The 14,062-nt window shown below is 58.5% G+C and carries 12 protein-coding genes; 8 read left to right on the top strand and 4 right to left on the bottom strand.

Features of this window, described 5'->3' with window-relative positions:
* The first annotated feature begins 1 nt into the window (after position 1).
* The 4 genes from tauB to asr all read left to right on the top strand — a co-directional run bounded on the left by tauB (position 2) and on the right by asr (position 2,989).
* Entirely contained in the window at positions 2-781 is a 780-nt protein-coding gene (gene tauB / locus AFK66_RS14655; RefSeq protein ID WP_007781208.1) for a taurine ABC transporter ATP-binding subunit, read from the top strand.
* Entirely contained in the window at positions 765-1,592 is an 828-nt protein-coding gene (tauC, locus tag AFK66_RS14650; RefSeq protein WP_007781210.1) for a taurine ABC transporter permease TauC, read from the top strand. Before tauB ends, tauC begins: the two co-directional genes overlap by 17 nt.
* Complete coding sequence (gene tauD, locus AFK66_RS14645) at positions 1,589-2,440, top strand: taurine dioxygenase (protein WP_007781211.1); 852 nt, start codon at positions 1,589-1,591, stop codon at positions 2,438-2,440. Before tauC ends, tauD begins: the two co-directional genes overlap by 4 nt.
* 156 nt (positions 2,441-2,596) lie before the next feature.
* On the top strand, positions 2,597-2,989 hold the full coding sequence (gene asr / locus AFK66_RS21575) for an acid resistance repetitive basic protein Asr (RefSeq protein ID WP_007781213.1): 393 nt from the start codon (positions 2,597-2,599) through the stop codon (positions 2,987-2,989).
* A gap of 381 nt (positions 2,990-3,370) precedes the next feature.
* On the opposite strand, the gene olsF is transcribed toward asr, so the two are convergent.
* From olsF to AFK66_RS14625, 3 genes are all read right to left on the bottom strand, one after another.
* Positions 3,371-5,089 carry a bifunctional ornithine lipid synthase OlsF gene (olsF, locus tag AFK66_RS14635; protein WP_023899270.1) on the bottom strand — a complete coding sequence of 573 codons (1,719 nt, stop codon included), beginning with the start codon at positions 5,087-5,089 and terminating at the stop codon, positions 3,371-3,373.
* A 137-nt stretch (positions 5,090-5,226) separates the two neighbouring features.
* The gene (hemB, locus tag AFK66_RS14630; protein WP_004386863.1) at positions 5,227-6,204 is read right to left on the bottom strand and encodes a porphobilinogen synthase; all 978 of its coding nucleotides are present in this window, start codon (positions 6,202-6,204) and stop codon (positions 5,227-5,229) included.
* Between the two features lie 147 nt (positions 6,205-6,351).
* Positions 6,352-6,849 carry a CinA family protein gene (locus AFK66_RS14625; protein WP_007781216.1) on the bottom strand — a complete coding sequence of 166 codons (498 nt, stop codon included), beginning with the start codon at positions 6,847-6,849 and terminating at the stop codon, positions 6,352-6,354.
* A 398-nt stretch (positions 6,850-7,247) separates the two neighbouring features.
* Here AFK66_RS14625 and AFK66_RS14620 point away from each other — a divergent pair, with 398 nt between their 5' ends.
* Complete coding sequence (locus tag AFK66_RS14620) at positions 7,248-10,025, top strand: autotransporter outer membrane beta-barrel domain-containing protein (RefSeq protein ID WP_007781221.1); 2,778 nt, start codon at positions 7,248-7,250, stop codon at positions 10,023-10,025.
* 79 nt (positions 10,026-10,104) lie between these two features.
* Positions 10,105-10,731, top strand: coding sequence for a helix-turn-helix domain-containing protein (locus AFK66_RS14615; RefSeq protein ID WP_007781222.1), 627 nt, complete (start codon positions 10,105-10,107; stop codon positions 10,729-10,731).
* A 33-nt stretch (positions 10,732-10,764) separates the two neighbouring features.
* On the opposite strand, the gene ampH is transcribed toward AFK66_RS14615, so the two are convergent.
* Positions 10,765-11,922: a D-alanyl-D-alanine-carboxypeptidase/endopeptidase AmpH gene (gene ampH / locus AFK66_RS14610; protein ID WP_007781225.1), complete on the bottom strand. Its 1,158-nt coding sequence runs from the start codon at positions 11,920-11,922 to the stop codon at positions 10,765-10,767.
* A 198-nt stretch (positions 11,923-12,120) separates the two neighbouring features.
* Here ampH and AFK66_RS14605 point away from each other — a divergent pair, with 198 nt between their 5' ends.
* Both AFK66_RS14605 and sbmA read left to right on the top strand, forming a co-directional pair.
* On the top strand, positions 12,121-12,654 hold the full coding sequence (locus AFK66_RS14605) for an isochorismatase family protein (RefSeq protein WP_007781229.1): 534 nt from the start codon (positions 12,121-12,123) through the stop codon (positions 12,652-12,654).
* A gap of 176 nt (positions 12,655-12,830) precedes the next feature.
* Positions 12,831-14,051: a peptide antibiotic transporter SbmA gene (gene sbmA / locus AFK66_RS14600; protein ID WP_007781232.1), complete on the top strand. Its 1,221-nt coding sequence runs from the start codon at positions 12,831-12,833 to the stop codon at positions 14,049-14,051.
* Positions 14,052-14,062 lie beyond the last annotated feature (11 nt).

The following is a 14,062-nucleotide window of genomic DNA, read 5'->3' as shown; positions in this document are numbered from 1 at the left end:
GATGCTACAGGTCTCTCACCTTCACGCGAGTTTCGACGGCAAGCCTGCGCTTGCCGATATCAGCCTGACGCTTAATGACGGCGAGCTGCTGGTGGTGCTCGGCCCGTCCGGCTGCGGCAAAACCACGCTGCTGAATCTCATCGCCGGTTTTTTACCGGTGGAAACGGGCAGCATTACGCTCGACGGGCGGGCCGTTACCGGGCCGGGCGCCGATCGCGGCGTGGTGTTTCAGCATGAGGGGCTGCTGCCGTGGCGCAGCGTGCTCGATAACGTCGCGTTCGGGTTGCAGCTTCAGGGCGTCGGACGTGAAGAACGCCGCGCGCTGGCGCGGCAGATGCTCGCGAAAGTGGGGCTTGAGGGCGCGGAAAACCGGTTTATCTGGCAGATTTCCGGCGGGCAGCGGCAGCGCGTCGGCATCGCCCGCGCGCTGGCGGCCGACCCACAACTGCTGCTGCTGGATGAACCCTTCGGCGCGCTGGACGCCTTTACCCGCGAGCAGATGCAGACGCTGCTGCTGCGCCTGTGGGCGACAAGCGGCAAAAAGGTTCTGCTCATTACCCATGACATCGAAGAAGCTGTGTTTATGGCGACCGATCTCGTGCTGCTGTCGCCGGGGCCAGGGCGCGTGCAGGAGCGGCTGAGCCTTGATTTTGCGAGGCGGTTTGTCGCGGGCGAACCGGCGCGCGCCATTAAATCCGATCCGGCGTTTATCGCCCGTCGCGAATATGTCCTGAGCCGGGTCTTTGAATTACGGGAGAGCGTCCATGAGCGTACTGATTAACGATAACGCGGCCCGCACGCCGGTGCGCCGCCGCCGTGTGGCCGTACGCCCGGTGACGATAAGCCTCGCCACGCTCGGCGCGCTGCTGGCGCTCTGGTGGGCGGTGACGGCGCTGCAACTGGTCAGCCCGCTGTTTCTGCCCGCGCCGCAGCAGGTGCTGCGCCAGCTCATTACCATTGCCGGGCCGCAGGGCTTTATGGACGCCACGCTCTGGGCGCATCTGGGCGCGAGCCTGGGCCGTATGCTGACCGCGCTGCTGGCTGCGGCGCTTATCGGCATTCCGGTGGGCATCGCCATGGGGCTTAACCCGACGCTGCGCGCCATTCTCGACCCGCTGATTGAGCTGTACCGTCCCATTCCGCCGCTCGCCTATCTGCCGCTGATGGTTATCTGGTTCGGCATCGGCGAAACCTCCAAAGTGCTGCTGATCTATCTGGCGATTTTCGCCCCGGTGGCGATGTCGGCGCTGGCGGGCGTGAAGAGCGCGCAGCAGGTGCGTATCCGCGCCGCGCAATCCTTAGGCGCGAGCCGCTGGCAGCTGCTGTGGCATGTGATTCTGCCCGGCGCGCTGCCGGAGATTTTAACCGGCCTGCGCATCGGGCTTGGGGTCGGCTGGTCGACGCTGGTCGCCGCCGAGCTCATCGCCGCCACGCGCGGGCTTGGGTTTATGGTGCAGTCCGCCGGTGAGTTCCTGGCGACAGACGTCGTGCTGGCGGGCATCGCGGTGATAGCCCTGGTGGCTTTTATTTTAGAACTGGGGCTGCGCGCGCTGACGCGCCGTCTGACGCCCTGGCATGGAGAAACGCAATGAGCGAACGCATAACCATCACGCCGCTGGGGCCGTATATCGGCGCCCTGGTCTCCGATATCAACCTGGCGCGACCGCTGAGCGACAGTCAGTTTGAGCAGCTGTATCACGCGCTCATCCGCCATCAGGTGTTGTTCGTGCGCGATCAGCCCATCACGCCGCAGCAGCAGCGGGCGCTGGCGATGCGCTTTGGCGATCTGCATATCCACCCGGTCTACCCGCATGCGGAAGGCGTTGAGGAGATTATCGTGCTGGATACGCATAACGATAACCCGCCGGATAACGATAACTGGCACACCGACGTGACCTTTATCGATACGCCGCCTGCGGGCGCGATTCTGGCGGCGAAATCGCTGCCGCCCACCGGCGGCGATACGCTCTGGACGAGCGGCATCGCGGCGTTCGAGGCGCTCTCCGCGCCAATTCAGCAACTGTTAAGCGGCCTGCGCGCCGAGCACGATTTCCGTAAGTCGTTCCCGGAGTGGAAGCATACGAAAACGAAGGAGGAGCATCAGCGTTGGATCACGGCGGTGGAGAAAAACCCGCCGCTGCTGCACCCGGTGGTGCGCACGCATCCAGTGAGCGGCAAACAGGCGCTGTTCGTCAATGAAGGCTTTACGACGCGCATTGTCGATGTGTCGCCCAAAGAGAGCGACGCGCTGCTGAATTTTCTTTTCGCGCATATTACAAAGCCGGAATTCCAGGTGCGCTGGCGCTGGCAGGAAAACGACGTGGCGCTGTGGGATAACCGCGTGACGCAACACTATGCCAACGCCGATTATCTCCCCGCCCGGCGCGTGATGCACCGCGCGACCATCCTTGGCGATAAGCCCTTTTACCGGGCCGGTTAAACCGAGGGCGCTGCGGCGCCCTTTCTCTTGCGTAGCGCTTGTACATTCGGTTACACGCCGATACCAATCACTCACTGAAGCGGCGGCACGGGTTCTCTATAGTGATTTCCAGAGCCCCGACGCGGGGTAACTAAAAGCCAATTCGAGGGTATAGAGATGAAAAAAGTATTAGCGCTGGTTGTTGCCGCCACTATGGGTCTGTCTGCTGCTGCGTTCGCTGCTGATAACACTGCTGCACCGGCTCCGGCTGCTGCTGCAACCACTACCACCACTGCTGCACCGGCTAAAGCGCCTGCTGCAAAAACGCATCACAAAAAATCGCATAAAAAAGCCGTAGAGCAGAAAGCTCAGGCTGCGAAAAAGCACCACAAGAAAGCCGCTGAGCAGAAACCGGCTGCTGAACAGAAAGCTCAGGCTGCCAAAAAGCATCACAAAAAAGCAGCCGCTCAGAAACCGGCTGTAGAGCAGAAAGCTCAGGCTGCTAAAAAGCACCACAAAAAAGCAGTGAAACACGACGCTGCTAAACCGGCTGCCCAGCCTGCTGCATAAGCAATACGATTTCCCCAGTAAATCAAACCCCCGGCTTGCTGGGGGTTTTTTTATGGGTGGCGTGTGGGCTGAATGGTGTTTTTTGTAGGGCGGGTAAGCGAAGCGCACCCGCCGTCCAGAATAAACCGACGGTAATGTGGGTGGTTTTGCTCCGGCTAAAAAAAATCGGCCCCTGAGGGCCGATTTCCGCCGGGAGCCGGGATTGCAAAGGGGGCGGCGGCGAGCCCCCTTTGCACGTTCGCGTGAAGAAAGCGCACATATGAATGAGACATTGTGGCGAACGGAACCTGCAAACCTACCTTGCATATTTGCCTCGCCCCGAGCTCCCCTGAAGGTAGCCGTTATTAAATAGGTGGGTGCGCTTCGCTTACCCACCAACGATTAGCGTGGTGCTGTTTGCATGGCGGTCGTACCGATATACCGCTCACGACGTGACGCTTTAAGGCGCGTTAAATCCACTAACACCAGCCCGTCCACACAATCGTTAAACGCCGGATCGCTGCCAAAATCGATAAACTGCACGCCGCCCGGCTCGCACAGCTCTGAATATTGCTTGTAAAGCGGCGGAATACCGCAGCCCAGATTCCCGAGTAGCGACTTCAGCCGCGTTAAATCTTCCTGATAATTTTCGCCGCCAAACTGCGCCAGCGCGTCCGGCAACGACACCGGATAAGGGCGGCGCGAGGCGGCGAGCGGATGCTGCGCCGGGAACCAGAGCCGGTAAAACGCGACCAGCAGGTCACGCGCGGCAGGCGGCAGGCCGCCGGATATCGACACCGGGCCGAAAAGATAACGGTATTGCGGATAGCGCGCCAGATACGCGCCGATGCCCGACCACAAATAGTCCAGCCCGCGGCGTCCCCAGTATTGCGGCTGGATAAAGCTGCGGCCAAGCTCAATTCCCTGGCTTAAAATATCTTCCATCCGCTCGTCGTAATGAAACAGGCTATAGCTGTAAAGCCCCTGCGGGCCGCGCAGCACCACCTGTTGCGCCGTCGGGATAAACCGGTACGCGCCGACAATCTCCAGCGCTGCATCGTCCCACAGCACCAGGTGCCAGTAGTCGTCGTCATAGGCGTCGGTGTCGCGCCGCTTGCCGCTGCCTTCGCCCACGGCGCGAAAGGCGATTTCACGCAGCCGCCCGAGTTCGCGCAGCACCGGCGCTTCTTCCATACCGTTGCGCCGCCACAGATAAATGGTTTTGCCATCCGGCGTCTCGCCAAGCGTCTCTGCCTGAGCCAATGCCCGGCGCAGCACGGCCCGGTCTTCTGGGCGCGCGATGCCGCATTCGGTTTTAAAGCAGCCCGGCTGTCCTTTGCCAAGCCGTGAAACATGCAGGCGAAAACGCGCCGCCGCGTCGCGCGGGTGCGCGTTTGCGTCGTGCCAGGCGCTCCACGGAATACGCTCGCCGATATTGACCGGCAGCGTCGTGCCGCGCTTGCGAAACATTTCACGAATAAGCATCAGCATGGCGAGCGGCGGGGCGACCAGCGCCGCGCCGTAAAACGCGAGACTGTTGCGCCCGGCGATATGCACCGGCAGCACCGGCGCACGGTAGCGGCTCGCGAGCTTCACAAATCCGGCGTTCCAGACGCCGTCCTGAATGCCATCGAGACCCGGACGCGACACTTCGCCGGACGGAAAAAAAATCAGCGCGCCGCCGCGTTCAAGATGTGCCTCCATCTCTTTAATGGCGGTTTTGCGGGTGCGGTTGCCAATGTTATCCACGGCGATAAAGAGCGACGACAGCGGCTCCAGATGGCTCAGCATCCGGTTCGCCACCACGCGCACGTCGCGCCGCACGCGGGAGATGGCGTAGAGCAGCGCCAGCCCGTCGGCGGTGCCGGTCGGGTGGTTGGCGACGACAACCAGCGGCCCGTTATCCGGGATCTGCTCAAGCGAGCGGGCTGGCAGATCGCAGCGAATGTCCAGATGCTCCAGCACCTGCTCGACCATATCCAGCCCTTTGAGATGGCGATGCCGGGCGGCGAATTCCTGAAACTCTTGTTCATACAGCAGGCGTTTGAGCGTTTTTTTCAGCCACGGGGCGGGGGATTTCTGGGGGTAAAGATCGTCAAGAACGTTGTCGATGCTGAACACGGTTGTATCTCCTCGGGAACCGTCTGCAGACAGTGATAGACCCGGAAGATGACGGCCGCATGTCAGAGACGTGAAGGAACGGTCACAGCGTGTTAAGAAGGAGAAAACGCGGCGGACAGAACGCCCGCCGCGACAGGTCAGAGAATGTTTTTCTCGGCCAGATCGAGTGCGAAGTAGCTGAAGATAAGATCCGCGCCCGCACGCTTGATAGCGCCGAGGCTTTCCAGGATCACTTTCTCTTCATCAATCGCGCCCGCCTGAGCGGCGAATTTGATCATCGCGTATTCGCCGCTCACCTGATAGGCGCCAAGCGGCAGGCTGGTGCGCTCGCGTACGTCGCGCAGGATGTCGAGATAAGCGCCCGCCGGTTTGACCATCAGCGCGTCCGCGCCTTCGGCTTCATCCAGCAGCGATTCGCGGATCGCCTCGCGGCGGTTCATCGGGCTCATCTGATAGGTTTTACGATCGCCTTTCAGCGCGGTGCCCGCGGCTTCGCGGAACGGACCGTAGAAGGACGATGCGAATTTAGTGGAGTAGGAGAAAATCGCCGTGTCCGTGAAGCCTGCGGCGTCGAGCGCCTGGCGGATGGCTTTCACCTGGCCGTCCATCGCGGCGGAGGGCGCGATAAAGTCCGCGCCTGCGGCGGCGGCCACCACAGCCTGACGACCCAGGTTTACCAGCGTCGCGTCGTTGTCCACGCCATGCTCGCACAGCACGCCGCAGTGGCCGTGGCTGGTGTATTCGCAAAAGCAGGTGTCTGACATCACGACCATTTCCGGCACGGCGTCTTTGGCGATACGCGACATGCGCGCCACCAGACCGTTTTCATTCCAGGTGTCGCTGCCGCACTCGTCGGTGTGATGCGAAATCCCGAAGGTCATCACGGAGCGTATGCCCGCTTTCGCGATGCGCTCGATTTCACGGGCGAGGTATCTCTCCGGGATGCGCATCACGCCCGGCATGGCGGCGATCGGTTTGTAGTCGTCCAGCTCTTCCTCAACGAAAATCGGCAGTACCAAATCGTTGCGGCTTAACGAGGTTTCTTCAAACATGGCGCGCAGCGAGGCGTTCTGACGCAGGCGGCGCGGGCGGGAACTCAATGAAAAATCGGCCATAATTGCTTCTTATCAGAGAAATGAGACAGGCTTTATTTTAACCCGAAACAGGACGGGATGTTTGACGATTGTGGGCGCTAAATCACGCGCACCCGCAATGGACAAGGCCTGCCGGGGAATTCGCGCAGGCAAGCCCTGACGCGCGCGTTATGATACGCGTTCCTGAAGCAGCTCAATCAGTCGCTCCAGCGCGAAGACCGCCGCCTGATCGATAACGGTTTTCGGATCGCCATTGAAGTGACGCTTTTCCGCCACGGTTTCCTCGCCCGGCATGCCCCAGCCAAACCAGACGGTGCCCGGCGGCGTACCGTCTTCGCCGCCGGATGGCCCGGCATAACCACTCACCGCGAGGCTGACATCTTCACCCGAACGTTCGCGGGCGCCTGCCGCCATCTCATGCACCGTCTGTTCGCTGACGGCGGTATAGAGGCGCAGCGTCTCTTCTTTCACGCCCAGCATGCGCTGCTTGGCTTCATTGGTATAAGTAATAAAACCGCTCGAATAAAACGCAGTGGTATCTTCGGTGGCGCACAGGGTGTACGTAATAAGCCCACCGGTACAGGATTCGGCGGTCGCCAGTCGTAGCCCGTGTTGATTCAGCCAGATACCGGCCTGTTTTGCGGCGTGCTGAAGTTTTTCATTCATTAGATTCACATTCTCCATGCCATTAAGATATTCATATTATAGATGAGTATCGCCGGGGGAATGGCAAAAGCCGGGATAACGAAACGGCAGAGAACTTTTATAATCGAGAGCTATTTTATTTTTAAACTAAATGTTCCATGAGTGGATATTTAAATATTCAATATTTTGGTGGCAATCAAAATGAAGGAGTGTTCGTCTGGTAAGATATGAAGGGATATCGAGGATAAGTGTGGTTATTATTCCTAAATAATAAAGAGTGCGAATTCGTACAATTGGTAAAGAAGAATTGAACCTTTAATTTTTCAGCGTGCATAATTTTATCGTTAATACATCACGCTTGTATTACGGCAAACCATTTGATGGACCAACCTTGTGACGTCCCTGAGGAGGGATGATAAATGCACTCCTGGAAAAAGAAACTTGTAGTCTCACAATTAGCCGTGGCCTGCACAATGGCTATCGCTTCTCAGGCCTCCGCTGCCACGGATATTTCAGGCAAAAGCTACGACACGTTTTATTATGATGGCGGTATTATGTATCAGGGCTATGTCGGTTACGATTATGGCTCTGATTATTATAACGGCAATATTTACCCGCAAATTTCCGGCGCGCATGTCGATGGCGTTATTTCCACCTGGTATCTTGACGACGGCACCAGTAATAATACCCACCCTAACGCGCTGACCATTAAAGACAGCACTATTCATGGGATGATCACCTCTCAGTGCATGACGGACAACTGCGATAACCGCACCGGGGATTATCTCTATAACCGTCTTGCGTTAACCGTCGATAATTCCACCATCGACGATGATTTCGAGCACTACAATTATTATAACGCCGATGATAAAACGACGGCGTCTGAGGATATTTACAATCTCGGCACCGCTATTACCCTCGATCAGGAAACCGACCTGGTTATCCAGAATAATTCCCATGTGGCGGGTATTACGCTGACGCAGGGATATGAATGGGAAGATAATCAGGACGTGACGTCTGCGACTGGCTCAAATAGCAGCGAAATTTTTAATAATACTATTGCAGTGAAAGATTCTGTTCTGAGTTCCGGCTCCTGGACGGATGAAGGCACCGATGGTTTTTATGGCCACACCGGTAAAGCCAGCGATTACGATAATAAGTTGACCGCGGATGATATCGCGCTCGCCGTGATCGCCAATCCTGCTGCCGATAACTCTATGCAGACGACGGCCTCTTTCGATCGGTCAACGATTAACGGCGACATCTATTTCGAAAGTACCTTCGACGAAAACTTTGGCGGCTATGACCGCACCACGCTTGATGAAAACGGCAATCCGGTCACCACACATGTTGACGCTTATGACGTGAACGGCGACGGCAAGCCGGATTCTAACGGCTGGGATAACACCGACCGCCTGGACGTGACGCTCACCAACGGCAGCAAATGGGTGGGTGCGGCGATTTCTAACGTTGAAGCAACCGCTGAGCTGTATGACTATCAGCCGAACAGCATCTGGCCAGGCTCCACCTACGGCATCGAAAACAGCGATACCGCGTTTAACGAAGCGGGCCACGTAACCGGTAACGAAGTCTACCAGAGCGGTATTTTCAACGTGACGCTGCAAAATGGCTCCGAGTGGGATACCCGTAAAGTCTCGAACATCGATGCGCTGGTGGTCGATAACTATTCACAGGTAAACGTCGAAAGCTCCTCGCTGCTGGCAGATTCCATCACGCTGACCAATGCTTCGACGCTGAACATCGGCGATGACGGCGCGGTGGCGACCGATTCGCTGACGCTGGACAGCGGCAGCCAGGCGACGCTCACGGAAGAGACCGCGTCGCTGTATGCCAATACGCTGACTATCGATAACGGCGCGCAGCTCAACCTCGGCCTCGGTCAGGTTGATGCCGATAATGTCGTGCTGACTGACGACGGTGTGCTCAACGTCGGCAGCCGTGACTACGTGCTGGACGCCTCTCTGAATAACGCGCGTTACGTGACCAACGATCCGAATCAGAAAGACTATGACGAAGGCGTGATTGCGCTCAACTCAGACGGTCACCTGGCGGTGAACGGCGACGTGGCGGGCAACTATCGGGTGCGTATCGATAACGCCACCGGCGCGGGCTCGATTGCTGATTATAAAGACAACGAAGTGCTGCGCGTGTATGACGATAACGACGCCACTTCGGTACGCTTTACCGCCGCCAATAAAGCGGATCTGGGCGCGTACACCTACGAGGCGCAGCAGCAGGGCGACACCGTGGTGCTGAAACAGCGCGAGCTGACCAACTACGCCAATATGGCGCTGAGCATCCCTTCTGCGAATACCAACATCTGGAATCTGGAACAGGATGTGCTGAGCACGCGTCTCGCGCAGGGCCGCCATACGCCTGGGGATAACGGCGGCGCATGGGTAACCTACTTTGGCGGCAATTTCAACGGCGATACCGGCGAGCTGAGCTATGACCAGGATGTTAACGGCCTGATGGTCGGCCTCGATAAACTGGTGGAAGGCAACAACGCGAAATGGATGATCGGGGCGGCCGCGGGCTTTGCGAAAGGGGATATGGACGATCGTACCGGCAGCGTCGATCAGGACAGCCAGTCCGCGCGTCTGTATTCTTCTGCGCAGTTCGCCAATAACGTCTTTGTGGATACCAGCCTGAGCTACAGCCATTACAGCAACGATCTGAGCGCGGTAATGAGCAACGGCCAGGCGGTCTCCGGTGACGCGTCTTCCGACGCATGGGGCTTTGGCCTGAAACTGGGCTATGACTGGCAGTTCAACACGCAGGGTTATCTGACCCCGTATGCCAGCGTTTCCGGCCTGTTCCAGGATGGCGACGGCTATCAGCTGAGCAACGATATGCGCGTCAACAGCCAGTCTTACGACAGCCTGCGTTATGAACTGGGCGCGGATCTGGGTTACACGTTCAACTACGGCAACGATCAGGCCTTCACGCCATATGCGAAACTGGCCTATGTCTATGATGACGCCAGCGGTAACGACGCCGACGTAAACGGCGACAATATCGATAACGGCGTGGAAGGCTCCGCGGTACGCGCAGGGCTTGGCGGTAAGTTCAGTTTCACCAAAAACTTCAGCGCCTATGCCGACGCGAACTACCTTGGCGGCGGCGACGTGGATCAGGACTGGGCCGCGAATGTCGGCGTCAAATATACCTGGTAATCTCGTCAGTTAGCGTCAAAAGCTGCCTGTCCCTTGTGGGCAGGCAGTTCCCCCAACACACCTGAAATGGATATCTCGCGTGTTAGAGCTGGTAAAACCCCTACATCATCTTGACTCCCTTCAGCGTCATCTCGGACCGGCAGGAACGCCTTTTGACATTGACGCCCATTGCGAACTCTCGTTTATCAACGAGCAGGGCGAGCAACAGTGCTGGTTTTTTAAGGAAGGAAGCCTCAATGTCTGGCGTGAACAGAACCATATTCACGTCGATTTAATGAATTCTCCGCTGTATTTAAGCTTTTCTGATGCGGTGATCCCAGAACCGCTGCGTTATACCCTGGTGACGGAAACCCCCTGTCGCGGCTTTCGAATGCCGGTGCGGCGCGCGATTGAAATCATCGAACATCGTCAATTGTGGAAATCGTTCTGTCACTGGCAGACCTGGCTGATGCGCTGGTTTGAATGGCGCGACGCGCATTTTATCGGCACGACAACGTATTCGCAGATCCGCGCCACGCTGTTAACGATGGCGGCCTGGAGCCCGGAAGTGCGCGCGCAGGTCGGCGTGATTCACCATATTCAGAACCACACCCACATTTCCCGTTCGGTCATCGCGGAGGTACTCGCGGAGCTGCGAAAGGGCAAATACATCGAAATGCAGAAGGGAAAGCTGGTGGCGGTTAACAAGCTGCCGCTCAACTACTGAAAAACAACGGCGCCACCAGGGCGCCGTTTTGCTTTACAGGGCGGTCGTCTGGCGCGGTTTGTTGCCGCTCAGTTCCGTCACCAGATCGTTGACGCCGTCGCTCATCGCGGTAAAGCGCGTCAGCGGCGAGCGGGTTACCACGACGAAAGCGCCAATATTGCTCTGCGGGATCATCGCCATATAAGTGATAAAGCCGCCGCCACCGCCGGTTTTCTGAATGATGCCTGGACGCCCGTCTTTCGGCGCCATGTACACCCAACCCAGCCCCAGCGCGTCCGCTTTACCCGGCACGTCCATCCCGACGACGCGGGTCAACTGCGTGCGCTGGTAAATCAGCGTCTGCATGCGGTCTGCCTGCGGGCTGCGGCGATGGAAATCGGAGGCCAGGAACTGCTGCATCCAGCGCATCATGTCGTCCGGCGTGGAGTAAACGCCGCCGCTGCCGATAGCCGCCAGCGTGTTATTGCACGGGCTGGCACCTTTCTCCGCCACCATCAGGCGTTTGCACTGATCCGGTGACGGCGTAAAGGTGGTGTCTTTCATGCCGAGCGGGCGGGTGATCTGCTCTTCAAAAAGCTGGGTATAAGGCTTGCCCGCGGCGTTAGCCAGCGCATCGGCCAGCAGATCGAACGCGAGGTTGGAATAGGACGCCGTGGCGCCAGGCGCTGCTTTTAACGTCGCGGTGGAGAGCCATTGCCAGCGCTGCTCGCGGGTCGGCCAGACAAACACCGGGCGCTTCGCCGCGCCGCCGGGCTGTTCACGGGGCAGGGCGCTGGTATGCGTGGCGAGGTTCACCAGTCGAATAGGTTCGCCCTGATACGTCGGCACGCGCGCGCCGGGGGGCGCGTAGCGACTCAGCGGATCGTCAAGCTTCACCACGCCCTGATCGAGCATTTTTACCAGCATTTCGCTGGTCATCAGTTTGGTGAGCGAGGCGATGCGGATAACCGAGTCGAGCTGCGGGCGCACGTTATTGCCGGGGCGCGTTTCGCCGAAGCTGCGGAACACGCGCTGGTTGCCGTCAATCACTACAATCGCCATGCCGGTGGCGCCGCTGCCGTAGAAAATATGGTTAGCGTAACGATCGACGATATCGGACGCGAAGACCGGGTCGGGCGAGGTTTGCGCGGCCTGGGCCGCAGAAAAAGCTGCGCTTATCAGCAGGGCGCAGGAGAGCAGACAACGTTTCAACGAAGCAATCCATTCAGTGAGCGGGAATAGAGGGTATTTATACTACTGCGCGCGGATCTGCAAAGGCCCGAAAAGCGCGACAGCCACTGAAAAAACGTAACGATGCGTAACAACTCGTTTTTTTGCGCAAAATTTTTCCGGCGGTGCTTCGCGTATCGCCTGTGTTAATCTCCCGCTTTCCCTGAGAAGGAGCGCATGATGTTTGTACCACGTGTTGTGATGGTTATCGATATGCAAAACGGCGTTTTCGCCACCCCGCGTTTTGACCGGGAAGGGCGCGTCGCCCGCATTAACCAGCTGATGGCGGGCGCGGAGCAGGTCATCATCATTCAGCATACGGAGCCGGGCGGGCTGGAAGAAAACTCCCCAGGGTTTGCTTTTCTGCCGGAGCTTAACGTGCCGCAGAATGCTTTACGCGTAACCAAAACCGCCTGCGACGCCTTTTACCGCACGCCGCTTGAGGCGCTGCTGCGCGAGCATCACATTGACGCGTTCGTGGTATGCGGCTGCGCCAGCGATTACTGCGTCGATACCACGCTCAAACAGGCGGCGAGCCGCGGGTTTCAGGTGACGGTCGCAGGCGACGCCCACACCACCGCCGATCGCCGCGCGGCCTCCGCCCCGGTGCTTATCGAGCATTACAACGATGTCTGGAGTACCCTGGCGGTGCCCGGCAACCCGCTGCGCGTGCTGAATACGGACGCTATCCTGCGCGCCTGGCAGGCGAACTAAACGACGCGGGTTTTGTCTCAACACGGCGCGGATAACTGGCGCGCCGTTACACTTTTGGAAACACGCCGGGCGGCGCAGCCGTCGCCTGTCGCGTTACACTCAGTACCCCCTGCCACACGCGCAGGGCAGAGGCTATACAGCAACAGCAAAAACAAAAATATTTGCAGGAGCGATTGATGTTTAAATCCTTTTTCCCTCGTCCCGGCGCCTTTTTCCTTTCGGCGCTGATCTGGGCGGTGATTGCCTTCGTCGTCTGGCAGATGGGCGGCGGCTGGCTTGCCGAACGGTTAGGCGTGGCGGGCGAGCTGCCCATCAGCGCGGCCCGTTTCTGGTCAGGCAACTTTATTCTTTTCTACGCCTACTACGCGCTTTGCGTGGGGCTGTTCGCTGCCTTCTGGCGCGTCTATTGCCCGCACCGCTGGCAGCGCTGGTCAGTGCTGGGCTCGGCGCTGCTGATCTTCGTCACCTGGTTTATGGTGGAACTTACGGTCGCCATAAACGCCTGGTATGCGCCATTCTTTGACCTGATCCAGACCGCGCTCGGCGCGCCCCATAAAGTCAAAATCGGCGAGCTTTACAGCGGCATTACGGTGTTTCTTGGCATCGCGCTTATTTACGTCACCGTGGGCGTACTGAATTACTTTTTCATCAGCCACTACATCTTCCGCTGGCGCACCGCCATGAACGAATACTACATGGAGCACTGGCAGCGGTTGCGCCATATCGAAGGCGCTGCGCAGCGTGTGCAGGAGGACACCATGCGTTTCGCCTCCACGCTTGAGGATATGGGCGTGTCTCTGCTGAAAGCCGTGATGACGCTGATTGCCTTTCTGCCTGTGCTGGTGGCGCTCTCGCCGCACGTGAAAGCACTGCCGGTGGTGGGCGAGGTGCCTTACGGGCTGGTTATCGCCGCGATCGTCTGGGCGCTGATGGGCACCGGCCTGCTGGCGCTGGTCGGTATCAAACTGCCGGGCCTGGAGTTTCGCAACCAGCGCGTTGAGGCGGCCTATCGTAAAGAGCTGGTCTATGGCGAAGACGATCCGACGCGCGCCGATCCGCAAACGGTGCGGGCGCTGTTCAGCAACGTGCGGCACAACTATTTCCGGCTCTATTTCCACTACACCTATTTCAACATCGCCCGCATTCTCTATCTGCAGGTGGATGCCATTTTTGGTCTGTTCCTGATGTTCCCGTCGATTGCGGCCGGGTCGATCACGCTTGGGCTGATGACGCAGATAAGCAATGTGTTTGGTGAAGTGCGCGGCGCGTTCCAGTATCTGATTAGCTCCTGGACGACGCTTGTGGAGCTGATGTCTATCTACAAACGTCTGCGCAGCTTTGAGCGCACGCTGAACGATAAACCCGCCCCCGAACCCGAGGCGCAGGAAGCGCTGTAAGGACGGTTTGC

Source organism: Cronobacter malonaticus LMG 23826, from assembly GCF_001277215.2.
Classification (GTDB): Bacteria; Pseudomonadota; Gammaproteobacteria; order Enterobacterales; family Enterobacteriaceae; genus Cronobacter; species Cronobacter malonaticus.
This window is presented reverse-complemented; position numbering and strand designations above follow the sequence as displayed.